The following is a 20,751-nucleotide window of genomic DNA, read 5'->3' as shown; positions in this document are numbered from 1 at the left end:
CTAAAAGCTTATTTATAAGTGATACTCTGCTCTAGTTAAGCTACCTTATTTTGTTGTGGTAGCTGGTCATAGTAAAACTCATCTGGAGTCATTTTGTCCAGACTCGAATGAGGTCGTTTCAAATTATAAAATTCAAAATATGCGTTTAATTGCTTCTTCGCATCCAAAACATTGCTGTAGGCTTTGAGATACACCTCTTCATATTTAACGCTCCGCCATAATCGTTCAACCATCACATTATCAACCCATCGACCTTTACCATCCATACTGATTTGAATGCCATTTGATTTCAATACATCAATAAATGCATCACTGGTAAACTGACTGCCTTGGTCTGTATTAAAGACTTCAGGTCGGCCATATTTTTCAATAGCTTCATTTAATGTTTCTATGCAAAATGTAACCTCCATACTAATCGATACTCTATGCGCAAGTACCTTGCGGCTATGCCAATCAATCACAGCACATAAATAAACAAAGCCTTTTGCCATAGGGATATACGTTATATCCGTAGACCACACTTGATTACTGCGCTGAATAGCCAATCCTTTGAGCAGATATGGATATTTACGGTGAGCTTGATTGGCCTGACTTAGATTTGGTTTACGATATAACGCATTAATGCCCATTTTCTTCATTAAAGTACGTGTATGACGTCGTCCTATATGATGTCCTTGACGATTCAATAAATCACGCATCATACGGCTACCTGCAAAAGGGTATTGCATATGTAACTCATCCATACAGCGCATCAGCTTCAGATCTGATTCACTCACAGGTTTTGGGCGATAGTAATAACAACCACGGGAGACTTTCAGCAGCTTAGCTTGCTTAGATACTGAAATCTGAAGTGAGTCATCGATTAACTTTTGTGGTTGAAGCGACCCAGTTTCTTCAACACACCTTCTAAAAAATCAATTTCTAATGCCTGCTCACCGATTTTTGCATGTAGTTTTTTTAGATCGATGGGTGGTTCTGTTGGAGCTTTTGATTGATCGAAAGCTTGCGAGGAAGCTGAAATCAGTTGATTTTTCCAGTCAATAATTTGGTTTTGATGAACATCAAATTCAGCACTCAATTCAGCAAGTGTTTTTTCTGCTTTAATCGCAGCAAGTGCTACCTTAGCTTTAAAGTCATTTGAATGATTTCTTCTTGGTCTACGTGTCATAAAATACTCCATATATTGATGTTTATAACATCATTTGGGGAGCAAAATATCACTTATAAGTGTTGTTCAAATTTCCTGATCCACCTCTGTGGCTCAACCTGCGAAAAGAAACGAGTTGCTACGTAAGTCCGAGAACATGCTTTCCATGGTCTCTGAGCTCGCCTTTGGGACCGACATATCGGTAGAGAGTGACGCGCTCGATGCCGAGTTCCTTGCAGAGATCGGAAACTGAAGTATCGCGCTGGGCCATGGCGGCTTGCGCGAGACGCACCTGAGCTTTGGTGAGCGCGAATTTTCGTCCGCCCTTGCGACCGCGCGCTCTCGCGGAGGCGAGACCCGCCATGGTGCGCTCTCGGATCAGATCCCGCTCGAACTCGGCCAAGGTGGCGAAGATTCCGAACACCATGCGACCGGACGCAGTCGTGGTGTCGATCTGAGCGCCCTTTCCAGTCAGAACCCGCAGGCCGATCTTGCGGTCTGACAGCTCCTTCACCGTGTTGACCAGATGGGCAAGCGATCGTCCGAGGCGATCGAGCTTCCAGACCACCAGCACATCGCCGTCACGCAATGACTTGAGGCAGGCAGTCAAGCCAGGGCGATCATCACGACCGCCGGAAGCAAGATCATCATAGATATTGTCCCGTTCGACACCTGCGGCGCGCAAGGCGTCGTGCTGCAGGTCGAGAGACTGCGAGCCATCGGCTTTGGAGACGCGGGCATATCCGATCAGCATGTATCACAAACGTTGGTTTGAGGCGGCGCTTCGGCCACGATTGCATTGACCTCTGGAAATGTATCTCAACCAGCTTCATAAACAAAGCGTCTTGAACGCTATCAGATTTTGAAAAAGGAACATGTATGCCGCGTCGCGTCACTCTAACCGATCGGCAGAAAGACGCGCTGTTGCGCTTGCCGACTTCACAGACGGATTTGCTCAAGCACTATACGCTGAGTGATGAAGACTTTGGGCATATCAGGCTGCGTCGGCGCGCTCACAACAGGTTCGGCTTCGCCCTGCAATTGTGTGTCCTGCGCTATCCCGGCCGGGTGCTGGCTCCAGGCGAACTGATCCCTGCAGAGGTCATCGAATTTATCGGAGCGCAGCTTGGCCTGGGTGCCGACGATCTCGTAGACTATGCTGCCCGCGAGGAAACACGGCACGAGCATCTTGCCGAGTTACGGGGGCTCTACGGCTTCCGCACCTTCTCCGGACGTGGTGCGAGCGAGCTGAAGGAATGGTTGTTCCGAGAAGCCGAGATGGCGGTGTCGAACGAGGATATCGCCCGTCGCTTCGTAGCCGAGTGCCGACGCACCCGCACTGTCCTTCCCGCGACATCCACGATCGAGCGGCTTTGTGCCGCGGCTCTCGTCGATGCCGAGCGACGCATCGAGACGAGGATCGCCAGTCGGCTGCCTATGTCGATCCGAGAACAGTTGCTGGCATTGCTCGAGGAGACGGCTGATGATCGGGTGACCCGTTTTGTGTGGCTGCGCCAGTTCGAGCCTGGCTCGAACTCTTCGTCGGCCAACCGGCTGCTCGACCGGCTCGAATATCTGCAACGCGTCGATCTCCCCGAGGATCTGCTTGCCGGCGTTCCTGCCCATCGGGTGACTCGTCTGCGCAGGCAGGGTGAACGGTATTATGCCGACGGCATGCGCGATCTCCCGGAGGACAGGCGGCTTGCGATCTTGGCTGTTTGCGTCTCGGAATGGCAGGCGATGTTGGCCGACGCAGTGGTCGAAACCCACGACCGGATCGTCGGCCGTCTCTACCGTGCTTCGGAGCGTATTTGCCATGCAAAGGTCGCAGACGAAGCGGGGGTGGTGCGTGACACCCTGAAATCCTTCGCCGAGATCGGGGGCGCCCTGGTCGATGCACAGGATGATGGCCAGCCGCTGGGCGATGTCATCGCGAGGGCACTGTTGCAAAGTTAGCGATGAGGCAGCCTTTTGTCTTATTCAAAGGCCTTACGTTTCAAAAACTCTGCTTACCAGGCGCATTTCGCCCAGGGGATCACCATAATAAAATGCTGAGGCCTGGCCTTTGCGTAGTGCACGCATCACCTCAATACCTTTGATGGTGGCGTAAGCCGTCTTCATGGATTTAAATCCCAGCGTGGCGCCGATTATCCGTTTCAGTTTGCCATGATCGCATTCAATCACGTTGTTCCGGTACTTAATCTGTCGGTGTTCAACGTCAGACGGGCACCGGCCTTCGCGTTTGAGCAGAGCAAGCGCGCGACCATAGGCGGGCGCTTTATCCGTGTTGATGAATCGCGGGATCTGCCACTTCTTCACGTTGTTGAGGATTTTACCCAGAAACCGGTATGCAGCTTTGCTGTTACGACGGGAGGAGAGATAAAAATCGACAGTGCGGCCCCGGCTGTCGACGGCCCGGTACAGATACGCCCAGCGGCCATTGACCTTCACGTAGGTTTCATCCATGTGCCACGGGCAAAGATCGGAAGGGTTACGCCAGTACCAGCGCAGCCGTTTTTCCATTTCAGGCGCATAACGCTGAACCCAGCGGTAAATCGTGGAGTGATCGACATTCACTCCGCGTTCAGCCAGCATCTCCTGCAGCTCACGGTAACTGATGCCGTATTTGCAGTACCAGCGTACGGCCCACAGAATGATGTCACGCTGAAAATGCCGGCCTTTGAATGGGTTCATGTGCAGCTCCATCAGCAAAAGGGGATGATAAGTTTATCACCACCGACTATTTGCAACAGTGCCGATAAAAATATATCATCATGAACAATAAAACTGTCTGCTTACATAAACAGTAATACAAGGGGTGTTATGAGCCATATTCAACGGGAAACGTCTTGCTCGAGGCCGCGATTAAATTCCAACCTGGATGCTGATTTATATGGGTATAGATGGGCTCGCGATAATGTCGGGCAATCAGGTGCGACAATCTATCGATTGTATGGGAAGCCCAATGCGCCAGAGTTGTTTCTGAAACATGGCAAAGGTAGCGTTGCCAATGATGTTACAGATGAGATGGTCAGACTAAACTGGCTGACGGCATTTATGCCTCTTCCGACCATCAAGCATTTTATCCGTACTCCTGATGATGCATGGTTACTCACCACTGCGATCCCCGGGAAAACAGCATTCCAGGTATTAGAAGAATATCCTGATTCAGGTGAAAATATTGTTGATGCGCTGGCAGCGTTCCTGCGCCGGTTGCATTCGATTCCTGTTTGTAATTGTCCTTTTAACAGCGATCGCGCATTTCGTCTCGCTCAGGCGCAATCACGAATGAATAACGGTTTGGTTGATGCGAGTGATTTTGATGACGAGCGTAATGGCTGGCCTGTTGAACAAGTCTGGAAAGAAATGCATAAGCTTTTGCCATTCTCACCGGATTCAGTCGTCACTCATGGTGATTTCTCACTTGATAACCTTATTTTTGACGAGGGGAAATTAATAGGTTGTATTGATGTTGGACGAGTCGGAATCGCAGACCGATACCAGGATCTTGCCATCCTATGGAACTGCCTCGGTGAGTTTTCTCCTTCATTACAGAAACGGCTTTTTCAAAAATATGGTATTGATAATCCTGATATGAATAAATTGCAGTTTCATTTGATGCTCGATGAGTTTTTCTAATCAGAATTGGTTAATTGGTTGTAACACTGGCAGAGCATTACGCTGACTTGACGGGACGGCGCTTCCCTACCCTCATGGCCGCCTCCCAGGAATCGACCCAGGTGCTTATCGTGGACATAATCCTTTACTCATAAATTTATCTTATTCCATTATTGTACCTGTCACGCAAAACTTGCAGAAAAGCCATAAACGCAGGAGAATCCTGTCGGCGGTGAGGATAATAAATATGGTAGCCGTCAAAATATGGACACCACTCGGTCAGAACAGCAATCAGCTTGCCGCTTTTGATATATCCATCTGCAACATACTCGGGAATATAGGCAATCCCCAGCCCGTCTAATGCTGCATCGAGCTGATGAATCGTGCTGTTCGCAATATATTGCCCTTTGACTTTCAGACTGAATTTCTGAGCATCTTTCTCGAATTCCCAGGCGTACAATCCACTCGTATCAGAATAGCGGACGTTAATGCAGTTGTGGTTCAAAAGATCCTGCGGCTTCCTGGGCTTAGCATAACGCTTAAAATGGCACTGTTGCAAAGTTAGCGATGAGGCAGCCTTTTGTCTTATTCAAAGGCCTTACATTTCAAAAACTCTGCTTACCAGGCGCATTTCGCCCAGGGGATCACCATAATAAAATGCTGAGGCCTGGCCTTTGCGTAGTGCACGCATCACCTCAATACCTTTGATGGTGGCGTAAGCCGTCTTCATGGATTTAAATCCCAGCGTGGCGCCGATTATCCGTTTCAGTTTGCCATGATCGCATTCAATCACGTTGTTCCGGTACTTAATCTGTCGGTGTTCAACGTCAGACGGGCACCGGCCTTCGCGTTTGAGCAGAGCAAGCGCGCGACCATAGGCGGGCGCTTTATCCGTGTTGATGAATCGCGGGATCTGCCACTTCTTCACGTTGTTGAGGATTTTACCCAGAAACCGGTATGCAGCTTTGCTGTTACGACGGGAGGAGAGATAAAAATCGACAGTGCGGCCCCGGCTGTCGACGGCCCGGTACAGATACGCCCAGCGGCCATTGACCTTCACGTAGGTTTCATCCATGTGCCACGGGCAAAGATCGGAAGGGTTACGCCAGTACCAGCGCAGCCGTTTTTCCATTTCAGGCGCATAACGCTGAACCCAGCGGTAAATCGTGGAGTGATCGACATTCACTCCGCGTTCAGCCAGCATCTCCTGCAGCTCACGGTAACTGATGCCGTATTTGCAGTACCAGCGTACGGCCCACAGAATGATGTCACGCTGAAAATGCCGGCCTTTGAATGGGTTCATGTGCAGCTCCATCAGCAAAAGGGGATGATAAGTTTATCACCACCGACTATTTGCAACAGTGCCGTTGATCGTGCTATGATCGACTGATGTCATCAGCGGTGGAGTGCAATGTCGTGCAATACGAATGGCGAAAAGCCGAGCTCATCGGTCAGCTTCTCAACCTTGGGGTTACCCCCGGCGGTGTGCTGCTGGTCCACAGCTCCTTCCGTAGCGTCCGGCCCCTCGAAGATGGGCCACTTGGACTGATCGAGGCCCTGCGTGCTGCGCTGGGTCCGGGAGGGACGCTCGTCATGCCCTCGTGGTCAGGTCTGGACGACGAGCCGTTCGATCCTGCCACGTCGCCCGTTACACCGGACCTTGGAGTTGTCTCTGACACATTCTGGCGCCTGCCAAATGTAAAGCGCAGCGCCCATCCATTTGCCTTTGCGGCAGCGGGGCCACAGGCAGAGCAGATCATCTCTGATCCATTGCCCCTGCCACCTCACTCGCCTGCAAGCCCGGTCGCCCGTGTCCATGAACTCGATGGGCAGGTACTTCTCCTCGGCGTGGGACACGATGCCAACACGACGCTGCATCTTGCCGAGTTGATGGCAAAGGTTCCCTATGGGGTGCCGAGACACTGCACCATTCTTCAGGATGGCAAGTTGGTACGCGTCGATTATCTCGAGAATGACCACTGCTGTGAGCGCTTTGCCTTGGCGGACAGGTGGCTCAAGGAGAAGAGCCTTCAGAAGGAAGGTCCAGTCGGTCATGCCTTTGCTCGGTTGATCCGCTCCCGCGACATTGTGGCGACAGCCCTGGGTCAACTGGGCCGAGATCCGTTGATCTTCCTGCATCCGCCAGAGGCGGGATGCGAAGAATGCGATGCCGCTCGCCAGTCGATTGGCTGAGCTCATGAGCGGAGAACGAGATGACGTTGGAGGGGCAAGGTCGCGCTGATTGCTGGGGCAACACGTGGAGCGGATCGGGGATTGTCTTTCTTCAGCTCGCTGATGATATGCTGACGCTCAATGCCGTTTGGCCTCCGACTAACGAAAATCCCGCATTTGGACGGCTGATCCGATTGGCACGGCGGACGGCGAATGGCGGAGCAGACGCTCGTCCGGGGGCAATGAGATATGAAAAAGCCTGAACTCACCGCGACGTCTGTCGAGAAGTTTCTGATCGAAAAGTTCGACAGCGTCTCCGACCTGATGCAGCTCTCGGAGGGCGAAGAATCTCGTGCTTTCAGCTTCGATGTAGGAGGGCGTGGATATGTCCTGCGGGTAAATAGCTGCGCCGATGGTTTCTACAAAGATCGTTATGTTTATCGGCACTTTGCATCGGCCGCGCTCCCGATTCCGGAAGTGCTTGACATTGGGGAATTCAGCGAGAGCCTGACCTATTGCATCTCCCGCCGTGCACAGGGTGTCACGTTGCAAGACCTGCCTGAAACCGAACTGCCCGCTGTTCTGCAGCCGGTCGCGGAGGCCATGGATGCGATCGCTGCGGCCGATCTTAGCCAGACGAGCGGGTTCGGCCCATTCGGACCGCAAGGAATCGGTCAATACACTACATGGCGTGATTTCATATGCGCGATTGCTGATCCCCATGTGTATCACTGGCAAACTGTGATGGACGACACCGTCAGTGCGTCCGTCGCGCAGGCTCTCGATGAGCTGATGCTTTGGGCCGAGGACTGCCCCGAAGTCCGGCACCTCGTGCACGCGGATTTCGGCTCCAACAATGTCCTGACGGACAATGGCCGCATAACAGCGGTCATTGACTGGAGCGAGGCGATGTTCGGGGATTCCCAATACGAGGTCGCCAACATCTTCTTCTGGAGGCCGTGGTTGGCTTGTATGGAGCAGCAGACGCGCTACTTCGAGCGGAGGCATCCGGAGCTTGCAGGATCGCCGCGGCTCCGGGCGTATATGCTCCGCATTGGTCTTGACCAACTCTATCAGAGCTTGGTTGACGGCAATTTCGATGATGCAGCTTGGGCGCAGGGTCGATGCGACGCAATCGTCCGATCCGGAGCCGGGACTGTCGGGCGTACACAAATCGCCCGCAGAAGCGCGGCCGTCTGGACCGATGGCTGTGTAGAAGTACTCGCCGATAGTGGAAACCGACGCCCCAGCACTCGTCCGAGGGCAAAGGAATAGAGTAGATGCCGACCGAACAAGAGCTGATTTCGAGAACGCCTCAGCCAGCAACTCGCGCGAGCCTAGCAAGGCAAATGCGAGAGAACGGCCTTACGCTTGGTGGCACAGTTCTCGTCCACAGTTCGCTAAGCTCGCTCGGCTGGGTCGCGGGAGGGCCGGTCGCAGTGATTCAGGCCCTTCTGGATTGTGTTGGTCCCCAGGGCACGATTGTCATGCCCACGCACTCGGGTGATCTGACTGATCCCGCAGATTGGAGATCGCCGCCCGTGCCTGCCGATTGGGTGCAGATCTTGCGCAACGAGATGCCGGCATACGATCCGCAAACCACACCAACTCGGAACATGGGTGCAGTGGCTGAATTGTTCCGGGCGTGTCGCAAACACTTTTGGAGGCAGCTATCACCCAGCCAAGGCCGGTATTTTCATGCTTTGTTAACCTTTTGCAGTCCGAAGAGGCGCGCAAGCAAATCATTCTGGTCATTGACGGTCCAGCCGCCTGAAAAGCCAAAGCCCTTCCGCAGCCACAGCATCGCCTCGAAACCCGCGATGGTTCGCCGCGCCGTGTTAAAGGATTGGAAACCGCCGATCTTCGGCATGTTCTTCTTCACCCGGAAATGGTCGCTCTCAATCCCCTGCTGGAGATGTTTGGTCACATAATGCACGGGATCGGGATGGAGAAGCCCATCATCAACCGACGTTTTGATCGTTGACGGGAAGGTGTTGGCCCCGTCCGTCCCAATCCTGTTCGGCGACAACAAGGGTTCATCTTTAAGCATCTTTCGGAAGAACCGCTTGGCAGCGTCGAGATCGCGCTTAGCGGTCAGCAGGAAATCCACCGGATTGCCATGCTTATCGATGGCTCGGTACAGATAGCGCCATTTGCCGCGGATCTTGACATAGGTCTCATCAATCCGGACCGAGCCGCAATGGGGTCGACGAAACTGCCGCAGCCGTTTCTCGATGACAGGTGCATAAGCCAATACCCAGCGGTTGATCGTGCTATGATCGACCTCGAAGCCCCGCTCGCGAAACATCTCTTCCAAGTCACGATAGCTGAGCGGGTAGCGCAAGTACCAGGCAACCGCCTGTACAATCAGCCAGGCCTCGAAATGCCTGCCCTTGAAATCATCCTTCGACTGGCGCTTCAGCTTTTCGGCAATGGTATTCAAAATCATCGGCTCGCTCCGCAATATCAGGAGCGGCAACTTCTCTCCCCATGGTCAACATCGAGTTAACCTGAAGAATTTGCGACAAGGCCATGCGTTCCGCTCCGGAGATGTCTGGCTTACTAGGTCCCGGCGCTATGGCGATCTGAAACACGCACTCGTTCCGGCACAATCCATCGCGGAAGGCGGTCGTCTCGCTGTGCCATTGCGGCCGGAGGAATGGCTGGCAGACCGGCAAGCTCGCCTCGACATGCGGTTGCGCGAGCTTGGCCGTGCCGCTCGCGCAGGCACGATCCCGGGCGGGTCGATTGAAAACGGCGTTCTGCATATCGAGAAACTCGAAGCCGCCGCGCCGACAGGCGCCGAAGATCTGGTGCTCGATCTCTACAAGCAGATCCCGCCCACGCGCATCACCGATCTCCTGCTGGAGGTGGATGCGGCGACCGGCTTCACCGAAGCGTTCACCCATCTGCGCACAGGAGCACCCTGCGCTGACCGGATCGGGCTAATGAACGTTATCTTGGCGGAAGGGATCAACCTCGGCTTGCGCAAAATGGCGGATGCGACAAACACCCACACCTTCTGGGAATTGATCCGCATTGGACGGTGGCATGTCGAGGGCGAAGCCTATGACCGGGCGCTGGCCATGGTGGTCGAGGCACAGGCAGCGTTACCCATGGCCCGGTTCTGGGGCATGGGCACGTCGGCTTCGAGCGACGGACAGTTCTTCGTCGCTACAGAGCAAGGTGAGGCCATGAACCTGGTCAACGCGAAATATGGCAATACCCCGGGCCTGAAAGCCTATAGCCACGTCTCCGACCAATATGCGCCGTTCGCAACCCAGGTGATTCCTGCAACGGCAAGCGAAGCGCCTTACATCCTCGATGGCCTGCTGATGAACGATGCTGGACGCCATATCCGCGAGCAGTTCACCGACACGGGCGGCTTCACCGATCACGTCTTTGCCGCATGTGCCATTCTCGGCTACCGGTTCGCTCCGCGCATCCGCGACCTGCCATCCAAACGGCTCTACGCGTTCAATCCGTCGGCCGCCCCGGCGCACCTGCGAGCGTTGATCGGCGGAAAGGTCAACCAAGCCATGATCGAGCGCAATTGGCCCGACATCCTGCGCATCGCCGCCACCATTGCTGCCGGGACCGTCGCGCCAAGCCAGATTCTGCGGAAACTCGCCTCCTATCCGCGGCAGAACGAGCTCGCGACAGCCCTGCGGGAAGTCGGTCGCGTCGAGCGCACCCTGTTCATGATCGACTGGATTCTGGATGCCGAACTCCAACGGCGTGCCCAGATCGGGCTCAACAAAGGCGAAGCTCATCATGCGCTGAAGCGGGCAATCAGCTTCCACCGCCGCGGTGAAATCCGCGACCGTTCCGCCGAAGGCCAGCATTACCGCATCGCCGGCATGAATCTGCTCGCCGCCATCATCATCTTCTGGAACACCATGAAGCTCGGCGAGGTCGTTGCAAACCAGAAACGCGATGGAAAGCTGCTATCGCCCGATCTCTTGGCCCATGTTTCGCCGCTCGGATGGGAACACATCAATCTCACCGGAGAATATCGCTGGCCAAAGCCTTAGCGTAGGATTCCGCCCCCTCCCGCAAACGACCCCATTCTTCCTATACGTTGTTCAGAATAACATTGTTCCGCCAACAATCAATTCGGTAGATATTGAACCTGAATATAGGGATATATTTAACTTGACGTTACACCAATCACAACAACGGCAAGTGAATTACGCAATGAGTAATACTTTTGGTTTTGGCGGACACATTGCCACAAGTATTTTTAAAAAATATGCTGAATAGAGAGTAGGTGCTAACTTCGGTTTGCTCGTGTTGGCGCTAAATCGAAAGTTCAAGTATCCCAACATGTTCCTTCGTATAGAAGTTAAAAGTTGGCAATTATCGTAGAACAACCTACAGACAACACCAATATGTAACCGATAAATAATTACAAAATATGACCGACAGAGTAAACATCATCAATAACTACATCGATGGATACAACCAATTTGATATCAAAAAAATGGTTGCAGACCTTGACGATAATATTGTTTTTGAAAACATTCAAAATAATGATATAAGTTTATCGCTGAAAGGGTTAACAGCGTTTAAACAACAGGCAGAAACAGCAAAAACATACTTTGCAAAGAGAACACAGACAGTTAAATCGTTTAGGCATTTTGACAACAGCACTGAAATAGAAATTGATTATACAGCAATTTTAGCAATTGACTTTCCGAACGGCTTAAAAAAAGGGCAAAAGCTAAAGTTATCAGGAAAATCCGTGTTTGAATTTAAAAAAAACAAAGTGATTAAATTGACAGACATTAGTTGACATTAAAACCAGCGAACAAGAATATGACTTTACTAAAACATAAAAAAATTACAATAATTGGTGCCGGGCCTGTTGGATTAACAATGGCGAGATTGTTACAGCAAAACGGCGTGGACATTACAGTTTACGAGAGAGACAAAGACCAAGATGCAAGGATTTTTGGTGGGACACTTGATCTGCACAGGGATTCGGGACAGGAAGCAATGAAAAGAGCGGGATTGTTACAAACTTATTATGACTTAGCTTTACCAATGGGTGTAAATATTGTTGATGAAAAGGGCAATATTTTAACCACAAAAAATGTAAGACCCGAAAATCGTTTTGACAATCCTGAAATAAACAGAAATGACTTAAGGACTATCCTATTAAATAGTTTACAAAATGATACCGTCATTTGGGATAGAAAACTTGTTACCCTTGAACCTGATAAGGAGAAGTGGATACTAACTTTTGAGGATAAATCGAGTGAAACAGCAGATCTGGTTATTATTGCCAATGGTGGAATGTCTAAAGTAAGAAAATTTGTTACCGACACGGAAGTTGAAGAAACAGGTACTTTCAATATACAAGCCGATATTCATCAACCGGAGGTGAACTGTCCTGGATTTTTTCAGCTTTGCAATGGAAACCGGCTAATGGCTGCTCATCAAGGTAATTTATTATTTGCGAATCCTAATAATAATGGTGCATTGCATTTTGGAATAAGTTTTAAAACACCTGATGAATGGAAAAGCAAAACGCGGGTAGATTTTCAAGACAGAAATAGTGTCGTTGATTTTCTCCTGAAAAAATTTTCCGATTGGGACGAACGCTACAAAGAACTGATTCGTTTGACATCATCTTTTGTAGGGTTAGCGACACGAATATTTCCCTTAGATAAGTCTTGGAAAAGTAAGCGTCCATTACCCATAACGATGATTGGAGATGCTGCTCATTTGATGCCTCCTTTTGCAGGACAAGGCGTAAACAGTGGGTTGATGGATGCCTTGATATTGTCGGATAATCTGACCAATGGGAAATTTAACAGCATTGAAGAGGCTATTGAAAATTATGAACAGCAAATGTTTGCTTATGGAAGAGAAGCACAGGCAGAATCAATAATAAACGAAACGGAAATGTTCAGCCTCGACTTTTCTTTCCAAAAACTAATGAATCTATAAAACAGAAAGGCGAGGAAATGAAAGAGAAAATAGTTAAAAAAAACGGAATAAGACTTTTTACCGAAAGTTTTGGATGTGAAAAAGATCCGGCAATACTCTTGATTGCGGGAGCAACGGTATCCATGTTGTATTGGGATGCTGAATTTTGCCAGAAACTATCTGAAAAGGGATTTTTTGTTATTCGCTACGACAATAGGGACGTAGGAAAATCTACTAATTACGAACCGGGTTCAACCCCCTATGATATTGTTGACTTAACCCATGATGCTATTTCAATTTTGGACGGCTATAAAATAGTCAAAGCCAATTTTGTGGGAATTTCACTGGGCGGACTGATTTCTCAAATAGCATCAATAAAATATGCCGACAGGGTAAGTTCAATAACACTAATCTCATCAGGTCCTTGGGGCGACTCAGACCCCACAATTCCTGAAATGGATACGCGTATTTTAGATTTTCACGGAAAAGCTGAAACCGTAGATTGGACAAATGAAGACAGTGTGGCAAATTATTTAATTCAAGGTGCTGAATTGATGAGCGGCAGGAAACAATTTGACAAACAAAGAAGTGAAAAACTGATTAGAGCCGAATTTAAAAGAGCTAATAACTATATAAGTATGTTCAATCATGCGGCACTGCAAGGTGGTGAAGAATACTGGAACAGATTGAGCGAAATCAATCAACCAACCTTAATTGTACACGGAACGGACGATAAAATATGGCATTTTAAGAATTCAGCAGTTTTACTTGAAAAGATAAACGGCTCAAAACTAATAACGCTTGATGGAACCGGACACGAACTACATTTCGAAGATTGGAATAAAATTATTGATGGAATAACGCAACATACAACAAATAACAAAAGAATGAACAAATAGGGTATTATGTATTTCCAAATCAACGGTTTAGAGATTGAAGCTAATATCAATGTGTTATGACGCTCAAGCTGGTGGAGCCGCTGCGCGAGCTGTTTAAAGATGAGGTGCGCAAGATCGGTATGGAGTTAGGTCTGCCCTACGACATGGTTTACCGTCATCCCTTCCCTGGCCCTGGCTTGGGTGTGCGTATTCTTGGCGAAGTAAAAAAAGAATATGCCGACAGGTTGCGCTTGGCTGATGCCATCTTTATCGAAGAGCTGTATGCCGCTGACCTGTATCACAAAACCAGCCAAGCCTTCGCTGTATTCTTGCCAGTGAAGTCGGTTGGCGTAGTGGGCGATGCCCGCCGCTATGAGTATGTGGTGGCATTGCGCGCAGTAGAAACTATCGATTTTATGACAGCGCGCTGGGTACACTTGCCGTATGAGTTTTTAGAAACGGTTTCTAGCCGCATCATTAATGAGATTCCCGGTATTTCGCGGGTAACCTACGATGTTTCCTCAAAGCCGCCGGCAACTATTGAGTGGGAGTGACGGGCACTGGCTGGCAATGTCTAGCAACGGCAGGCATTTCGGCTGAGGGTAAAAGAACTTTCCGCTAAGCGATAGACTGTATGTAAACACAGTATTGCAAGGACGCGGAACATGCCTCATGTGGCGGCCAGGACGGCCAGCCGGGATCGGGATACTGGTCGTTACCAGAGCCACCGACCCGAGCAAACCCTTCTCTATCAGATCGTTGACGAGTATTACCCGGCATTCGCTGCGCTTATGGCAGAGCAGGGAAAGGAATTGCCGGGCTATGTGCAACGGGAATTTGAAGAATTTCTCCAATGCGGGCGGCTGGAGCATGGCTTTCTACGGGTTCGCTGCGAGTCTTGCCACGCCGAGCACCTGGTCGCTTTCAGCTGTAAGCGTCGCGGTTTCTGCCCGAGCTGTGGGGCGCGGCGGATGGCCGAAAGTGCCGCCTTGCTGGTTGATGAAGTACTGCCTGAACAACCCATGCGTCAGTGGGTGTTGAGCTTCCCGTTTCAGCTGCGTTTCCTGTTTGCCAGCCGGCCCGAGATCATGGGGTGGGTGCTGGGCATCGTTTACCGCGTCATTGCCACGCACCTGGTCAAGAAAGCGGGCCATACCCACCAAGTGGCCAAGACGGGCGCGGTCACCCTGATCCAGCGTTTTGGATCGGCGCTCAATCTGAATGTTCACTTCCACATGCTGTTTCTCGACGGTGTGTATGTCGAGCAATCCCACGGCTCAGCGCGTTTCCGCTGGGTCAAGGCGCCGACCAGCCCAGAGCTCACCCAGCTGACGCACACCATCGCCCACCGGGTGGGTCGCTATCTGGAACGGCAAGGCCTGCTGGAACGGGATGTCGAAAACAGCTATCTGGCCTCGGATGCGGTGGATGACGACCCGATGACACCCCTGCTGGGGCACTCGATCACTTACCGTATCGCTGTCGGTTCACAGGCGGGGCGAAAGGTGTTCACTTTGCAAACTCTGCCGACCAGTGGTGATCCGTTCGGTGACGGGATTGGCAAGGTAGCCGGGTCCAGCCTGCACGCCGGCGTGGCGGCCAGGGCCGATGAACGCAAGAAGCTCGAACGGCTGTGCCGGTACATCAGCCGCCCGGCGGTATCCGAGAAGCGGCTGTCGTTAACACGAGGCGGCAACGTGCGCTACCAGCTCAAGACGCCGTACCGGGACGGCACCACGCACGTCATTTTCGAACCATTGGATTTCATTGCAAGGCTGGCCGCCCTGGTACCGAAGCCCAGAGTCAACCTAACCCGCTTCCACGGGGTGTTCGCACCCAACAGTCGGCACCGGGCGTTGGTCACGCCGGCAAAACGGGGCAGGGGCAACAAGGTCAGGGTGGCTGATGAACCGGCAACACCAGCACAACGGCGAGCGTCGATGACATGGGCGCAACGGCTCAAGCGTGTTTTCAATATCGACATCGAGACCTGCAGCGGCTGCGGCGGCGCCATGAAAGTCATCGCCTGCATTGAAGACCCTATAGTGATCAAGCAGATCCTTGATCACCTGAAGCACAAAGCCGAAACCAGCGGGACCAGGGCGTTACCCGAAAGCCGGGCGCCACCGGCTGAGCTGCTCCTGGGTCTGTTTGACTGACGAGCCTGAAGGCCAACGATACCAATCAAAATGCTGCGTTCACAGCGCCGCGGCAGGGATCCGCCGTGCTGGTTGTCGGAAAAGGAGCCGCTAGTGGGAAAGAGGAGGGTAAATTTTCAGCGTTGCTGGCTCCCCGTCAGCCGGATTGGGTTGCATCGCAGGGGTGTCGAAAGAGTCAACTGCGGTCCAAAGCTGTTGGACTTGGGTGAAAAGGGCGTTTATTCTTCCTATACGTTGTCGGCAGCGGGCCAAAAAGGAATACGTCCATGCCCATCGAGGTGAAACCGGCTGTGAGCGCGGGTTCAAGCATATAGCCCGACAGGCGCGTATCCTTGCCGATCACGACACGATGGCGGTGGTCACCGCGACGAAAGACACGGCCAGCCGCCATGCCGACGCGCAAGGCGGTTTCCGCCGTCATCGCGCCTTCGTTGGCTTTGCCACGAATACCGTCTGTGCCGAAATATTTGCGCACCATAAGGTCGATTATCCTGTCGTCGGGTCGCCCTCAAAGGGGACATGCCTGCTGAACCGCGAATATAGAGAAATATCCCGAATGTGCAGTTAACGAATTCTTGCGGTTTCTTTCAGCGCCGCCAATACCGCCAGCCCGTCGCGCAAGGGGCGCGGCTCGTGTGTGCGGATGAAGTCAGCTCCACCTGCGGCGGCGGCAAGCTCTGCAGCGAGTGTCGCGGCCCCGACATCCCCCGGACCACGGCCTGTGAGCGCGCGCAGAAAGGATTTGCGCGAAACAGACAGAAGCACCGGCAAATCGAAGCGCAGCCGCAATTCATCGAACCGCGCCAGCACCGAGAGCGAGGTTTCGGGAGCAGCCCCCAGAAAAAACCCCATGCCGGGATCAAGGACAAGGCGGTTGCGTTTGATACCGGCACCCGTCAGCGCCGCGATGCGCGCGTCAAAGAACGCCGCAATGTGATCCATGATGTCGCCAGCGGGTGCCTCGCGCCGATCTGCCTGCCCGTCTTGCACCGAATGCATAACGACGAGTTTGGCAGATGATTTCGCCAATTGCGGATAGAACGCAGCGTCTGGAAAACCGCGAATATCATTGAGATAGGCCACACCACGCGACAAGGCATAGGCTTGCGTCGCGGGTTGATAACTGTCGAGCGAGACGGGAATGCCATCTGCCTTGAGCGCGTCCAGCACCGGCGCGATACGCGCGATTTCTGTGTCGGACGAAACAGGCGCGGCGTCGGGATTGCTGGATGCCGGACCGAGGTCGATCACATCTGCCCCCTCGGCCATCAGCTTACGCGCCTGCGCAATGGCTGCGTCTGGCGCCAGATACCGGCCTCCATCGGAGAAACTGTCCGAGGTTATGTTGACGATGCCGAAAATGATGAGCGATTTATTCATGGGGGCTTCTATAATAATAATAATCGAGCATGAGTCTCATACGGATGCTCGGGTCGAAAGGGAATCCCCAGGCGAGTAACCTGTTTGCGGTGATCCATTAGCTGCAGGAGCAGAATAGCATACATCTGGAAGCAAAGCCAGGAAAGCGGCCTATGGAGCTGTGCGGCAGCGCTCAGTAGGCAATTTTTCAAAATATTGTTAAGCCTTTTCTGAGCATGGTATTTTTCATGGTATTACCAATTAGCAGGAAAATAAGCCATTGAATATAAAAGATAAAAATGTCTTGTTTACAATAGAGTGGGATACAGACACGCTTGATATGTTTGGAGATGGGGTTCTAGGGATTTTCCCCTCTAAAAAGACTTAATCCTCTGTAGACCACACCAATAAATGGCTGCGGAGGTGGGTTACTACTTATAAGTGTGGCAAATTAGGTAAATATCGTACATTTAATACGGAACAGCCCTGATATGGCCATCAAAAACGAAATTACTATTCTCACGAGAGCAGAACAGGCAGATCTTTATTCCCCACCCATTTTTTCAATCGAAGAACAACGTCTGTACTTTTCTCTGAACGATGCGGAATTGGCAGTTTTTCGGTCAATTCGTCTCAGAGCTCATAGATGTTACTTTGTCGCGATTTTGGGATACTTCAAATCAAAGCCCGTCATCCTAGATATCGCTTACTCGCAGGTTTCTAAGGATTTAATGTTCATCAGTAAAGAGCTGCTTGGCGGCAAGGGGCTCAGACCATTCACTCCCTCACAAAAACAAAAAGATCGACTCTACGCAAAAGTATTAGACCTTGCTGGTTATCACAAATGGGACGAAAGTCAGCACTTCAATTCTCTTTTCGACCACCTTGTTCAGGTGGGCAATGCCTGGCTGGAGCCGCGTTACCTCTTTGATACTGCTATTGAATTCCTAACCAGTCACAGCATTGCTATCCCTAGGTACACCGTACTCCAGAGACTGATAAGCAGAGCGATGCAGCAGGTCAGAAAAGACCTGGCGCACCAACTTAATCAACTCACCAGTCCTGAACTTCACGTCTTTCTGGACAGCATAACAGCCATTGATGACGGACTAAGCCTGAACCAGCTCAGAGGCGGTGCAAAAAGTCTGACCGTACCTGAACTTAAAAAAGAGCTTGCCCTTTATCATCAGTTAGCGCCATGGCGCACGCAAATCAATGGCGTTATCGATGGGCTTAATCTGTCTCTTAAAAATCGACAACACTTCGGTGAGCTCATCAACTATTACGGTAGTAAACTCAAACGATTCAAACGCGCACAGCAGCATCTATGGTTGCTATGTCACCTGACAGAGCGGATACAACTGGCACTGGAACGGTTAACTGATGGGTTCATTTACCATATCCGCAAGCAACAAGAAGCTGCCAACACCTTTGCACAACAAGCAGTGTTCCTGTCCTGGCAGTCAGCCGCGGACAATGTCACGAAAGCGGCAGAGTTACTGCATCTGTTTGTGGATGAGAACATTGATGATAATCAACCCTTCTCAGTAGTCAGACAACAGGCATTGAAGGTCATGAATGACAGGGATATCCAGACCCTCTGCCTTTACCTGAAAAAACAGAAACGGACCGTGGAAGAGTACCAGTGGCAACATTACGATGAACAATGCAATCTCCTGGAGCAACTGTTAAGGCAGGTGTTCTTGTGCCTTGAATGTGAGGCCGGTAAAGGCTCAGAAGCCGTCGTCGCCCAACTTCAACAGATGCAGACGGAAATCGCATTCGGTGGACCACTGAAGACGATGGATACGTCGCTCATCCCGAAAAAGCACCTCCCATGGTTGGTTAAACAGGATAACGTTAACCCGCAACGTTACGAATGGCTGCTCTACCGGCAGTTAACCTCACGACTGAATGGACGCATTTATTTGCCAAATGTTACCAAATACCGCGCACTGGAAGACGACCTGATCCCCCAGACATCGCAGGATACCTTGCTGGCCTCATCAACACTGGACAGACTAAAACAGCCCGCAGAGTTATTGTTACAGGAGAAACAACACCGGCTGGAAAGTGCACTCAAAGACGTTGCTCTCCATATTGATGAGGGAGACAATCGAAATGTGATCATGAAAAATCGTACCGGTACCCGCTGGCGTCTGCCGACCAAAAGCGCTACATCTCTGGTCAACAATCCCTTTTTTAAGCGAATGCAACCGGTCGGTATCGCGGATGTACTGCGGTATGTAGAGCGCGAAACCGGGTTCATGAAATGTCTGACTCATGTACTTCCGATACAAAAACAAGGGTTCACTCATCAGGATGATTTACTGGCCATTCTGATTGCCAACGCCACTCACCGTGGTGTGTATGGCATGGCGCAGATCTCCGATCGAAGCTATGAACACCTGAGTACGGTGCAGGCCAACTATATCCGGCCTGAAACGCTGCATGACGCCAGCGACGTGATCAATAATGCGGTTGCAGCGCTACCCATCTTCCGCCACTACCATATTCAGGAGGACCAGCTGCATGCCAGTGCGGATGGTCAGAAATTCGAAACCCATCTGGAAACCTTTAAAACCCGGTACTCCTCTAAGTATTTCGGCACCAACAAAGGGATCACGGCCATGACACTGGTGGCCAACCACAGCGCCCTCAATGCTCGGATCATCGGTTCCAACGAGCACGAATCACACTATATTTATGACCTGTTACAATCCAACAGCAGTGAAATCAAACCTGACGTACTCTCGACAGATACACACGGTGTCAATCATGTTAACTTCGCCTTACTGGATCTATGCGGTTACAGTTTTGCACCGCGATACGCGCAGTTCAGTAGTGTCATCAATGATCTGTTTGATGTGACTGAAAGTGAACAAGGCAGCACCATACTGGCGCTAAAGAAGCCTATCAGAACGAATGTTATTACAACGGGATGGCAAGATATCAGGCGTATTGTTCTGTCACTTCAGACAAAGCGGACGACACAAGCAATGCTGGTAAGAAAGTTGTCTGGTTACCCTTCTGGACACCCAATATTACAGGCTCTGACGGAGTATAATCGACTGGTTAAAGCGCAATATTTACTTGACTACATCGACGATGCCAGTTTGCGGCAGTATGTGCAACGTGCCCTGAACCGGGGAGAAGCATGGCACTTCCTTAGACGAGCCATTGCGTCGGTGAATGGTGATCAGTTCCGTGGCAAAAACGAGTCTGAAATCGCTATCTGGAATGAATGCGCAAGATTGCTTGCCAACGCGATCATCTACTTCAACTCCGCGATACTGAGTCATCTTCTGGGACACTTTGAAGCGAGAGGAGATGAAGAGAAAGCGGGTATCACTCGTGCTGTTTCGCCCGTTGCGTGGCAAAATATCAACTTAAGCGGAACGTATAACTTCACTAATACTGGGAAATTGCCCAATATTGGCGAAATAACAAGGCCGATAGTGGATGATTAGGCTCCAAGCTGAAA

At 51.2% G+C, this 20,751-nt stretch carries 17 protein-coding genes and 3 pseudogenes; 12 read left to right on the top strand and 8 right to left on the bottom strand.

The window, feature by feature from the left end; genetic code table 11:
- Window positions 1-35: 35 nt before the first annotated feature.
- Together F1325_RS16095 and F1325_RS16090 are read right to left on the bottom strand one after the other, a co-directional pair.
- A protein-coding gene (locus F1325_RS16095; protein ID WP_223672967.1) for an IS3 family transposase occupies window positions 36-1,168 on the bottom strand; the annotation gives its coding sequence in 2 pieces (ribosomal slippage) (window positions 36-916 and window positions 916-1,168; 1,134 coding nt in all).
- A 118-nt stretch (window positions 1,169-1,286) separates the two neighbouring features.
- Window positions 1,287-1,901 (bottom strand): recombinase family protein, encoded by a 615-nt coding sequence (locus F1325_RS16090; RefSeq protein ID WP_000904906.1) that lies wholly within the window; start codon window positions 1,899-1,901, stop codon window positions 1,287-1,289.
- Between the two features lie 125 nt (window positions 1,902-2,026).
- On the opposite strand from F1325_RS16090, the gene F1325_RS16085 reads away from it, so the two are divergent.
- Complete coding sequence (locus F1325_RS16085; RefSeq protein WP_001138080.1) at window positions 2,027-3,103, top strand: DUF4158 domain-containing protein; 1,077 nt, start codon at window positions 2,027-2,029, stop codon at window positions 3,101-3,103.
- 33 nt (window positions 3,104-3,136) lie between these two features.
- On the opposite strand, the gene F1325_RS16080 is transcribed toward F1325_RS16085, so the two are convergent.
- Window positions 3,137-3,841: an IS6-like element IS26 family transposase gene (locus F1325_RS16080; protein WP_001067856.1), complete on the bottom strand. Its 705-nt coding sequence runs from the start codon at window positions 3,839-3,841 to the stop codon at window positions 3,137-3,139.
- Window positions 3,842-3,970: 129 nt separating this feature from the next.
- Between F1325_RS16080 and F1325_RS16075 the strand changes: the two genes are divergently transcribed.
- A complete protein-coding gene (locus F1325_RS16075) occupies window positions 3,971-4,786 on the top strand; it encodes an APH(3')-I family aminoglycoside O-phosphotransferase (RefSeq protein ID WP_160230712.1) in 816 nt (271 codons plus the stop codon).
- Between the two features lie 136 nt (window positions 4,787-4,922).
- Here F1325_RS16075 and F1325_RS16070 read toward each other — a convergent pair whose 3' ends face one another.
- Together F1325_RS16070 and F1325_RS16065 are read right to left on the bottom strand one after the other, a co-directional pair.
- A complete protein-coding gene (locus F1325_RS16070; RefSeq protein ID WP_001016278.1) occupies window positions 4,923-5,270 on the bottom strand; it encodes a LysR substrate-binding domain-containing protein in 348 nt (115 codons plus the stop codon).
- 93 nt (window positions 5,271-5,363) lie between these two features.
- Window positions 5,364-6,068, bottom strand: a complete 705-nt coding sequence (locus F1325_RS16065; protein ID WP_001067855.1) for an IS6-like element IS26 family transposase — start codon at window positions 6,066-6,068, stop codon at window positions 5,364-5,366.
- A 113-nt stretch (window positions 6,069-6,181) separates the two neighbouring features.
- Here F1325_RS16065 and aac(3)-IVa point away from each other — a divergent pair, with 113 nt between their 5' ends.
- The 3 genes and pseudogenes from aac(3)-IVa to F1325_RS19585 form a co-directional block, all read left to right on the top strand.
- Window positions 6,182-6,958: an aminoglycoside N-acetyltransferase AAC(3)-IVa gene (gene aac(3)-IVa / locus F1325_RS16060; RefSeq protein WP_001199192.1), complete on the top strand. Its 777-nt coding sequence runs from the start codon at window positions 6,182-6,184 to the stop codon at window positions 6,956-6,958.
- Between the two features lie 228 nt (window positions 6,959-7,186).
- On the top strand, window positions 7,187-8,212 hold the full coding sequence (aph(4)-Ia, locus tag F1325_RS16055) for an aminoglycoside O-phosphotransferase APH(4)-Ia (protein ID WP_000742814.1): 1,026 nt from the start codon (window positions 7,187-7,189) through the stop codon (window positions 8,210-8,212).
- A gap of 5 nt (window positions 8,213-8,217) precedes the next feature.
- Window positions 8,218-8,523, top strand: a pseudogene (locus F1325_RS19585) (AAC(3) family N-acetyltransferase); the annotation flags it as partial.
- Window positions 8,524-8,633: 110 nt separating this feature from the next.
- On the opposite strand, the gene F1325_RS16045 reads toward F1325_RS19585, so the two are convergent.
- The gene (locus tag F1325_RS16045) at window positions 8,634-9,386 is read right to left on the bottom strand and encodes an IS6 family transposase (RefSeq protein ID WP_000602738.1); all 753 of its coding nucleotides are present in this window, start codon (window positions 9,384-9,386) and stop codon (window positions 8,634-8,636) included.
- 85 nt (window positions 9,387-9,471) lie between these two features.
- Here F1325_RS16045 and F1325_RS16040 point away from each other — a divergent pair.
- The 6 genes and pseudogenes from F1325_RS16040 to F1325_RS16015 form a co-directional block, all read left to right on the top strand.
- Window positions 9,472-10,971: pseudogene (locus F1325_RS16040) on the top strand (Tn3 family transposase); the annotation flags it as partial.
- A gap of 383 nt (window positions 10,972-11,354) precedes the next feature.
- Window positions 11,355-11,732, top strand: coding sequence for a hypothetical protein (locus F1325_RS16035; protein WP_044502095.1), 378 nt, complete (start codon window positions 11,355-11,357; stop codon window positions 11,730-11,732).
- Window positions 11,733-11,755: 23 nt separating this feature from the next.
- Entirely contained in the window at window positions 11,756-12,892 is a 1,137-nt protein-coding gene (gene tet(X) / locus F1325_RS16030; protein ID WP_044502094.1) for a tetracycline-inactivating monooxygenase Tet(X), read from the top strand.
- Between the two features lie 17 nt (window positions 12,893-12,909).
- The gene (gene estT, locus F1325_RS16025) at window positions 12,910-13,770 is read left to right on the top strand and encodes a macrolide hydrolase EstT (protein WP_077782102.1); all 861 of its coding nucleotides are present in this window, start codon (window positions 12,910-12,912) and stop codon (window positions 13,768-13,770) included.
- A gap of 56 nt (window positions 13,771-13,826) precedes the next feature.
- Window positions 13,827-14,303 (top strand): annotated as a pseudogene (locus F1325_RS16020) (glutamine-hydrolyzing GMP synthase); the annotation flags it as partial.
- Between the two features lie 111 nt (window positions 14,304-14,414).
- On the top strand, window positions 14,415-15,908 hold the full coding sequence (locus F1325_RS16015; protein ID WP_001120888.1) for an IS91-like element ISCR2 family transposase: 1,494 nt from the start codon (window positions 14,415-14,417) through the stop codon (window positions 15,906-15,908).
- A gap of 175 nt (window positions 15,909-16,083) precedes the next feature.
- Here the strand turns inward: F1325_RS16015 and F1325_RS16005 are convergent, their stop codons facing one another.
- Both F1325_RS16005 and sul2 read right to left on the bottom strand, forming a co-directional pair.
- Window positions 16,084-16,386 (bottom strand): phosphoglucosamine mutase, encoded by a 303-nt coding sequence (locus F1325_RS16005; RefSeq protein WP_000251875.1) that lies wholly within the window; start codon window positions 16,384-16,386, stop codon window positions 16,084-16,086.
- Window positions 16,387-16,472: 86 nt separating this feature from the next.
- Window positions 16,473-17,288 (bottom strand): sulfonamide-resistant dihydropteroate synthase Sul2, encoded by an 816-nt coding sequence (sul2, locus tag F1325_RS16000; protein WP_001043260.1) that lies wholly within the window; start codon window positions 17,286-17,288, stop codon window positions 16,473-16,475.
- A 470-nt stretch (window positions 17,289-17,758) separates the two neighbouring features.
- Here sul2 and F1325_RS15990 point away from each other — a divergent pair, with 470 nt between their 5' ends.
- On the top strand, window positions 17,759-20,737 hold the full coding sequence (locus F1325_RS15990) for a Tn3 family transposase (RefSeq protein WP_000985631.1): 2,979 nt from the start codon (window positions 17,759-17,761) through the stop codon (window positions 20,735-20,737).
- Window positions 20,738-20,751 lie beyond the last annotated feature (14 nt).

It is taken from the genome of Proteus columbae (assembly GCF_009914335.1).
In the GTDB taxonomy this organism is placed as follows: Bacteria; Pseudomonadota; Gammaproteobacteria; order Enterobacterales; family Enterobacteriaceae; genus Proteus.
Note: the sequence above shows the minus strand (reverse complement) of the source record. Positions and strands in the feature narration are given on the sequence as shown.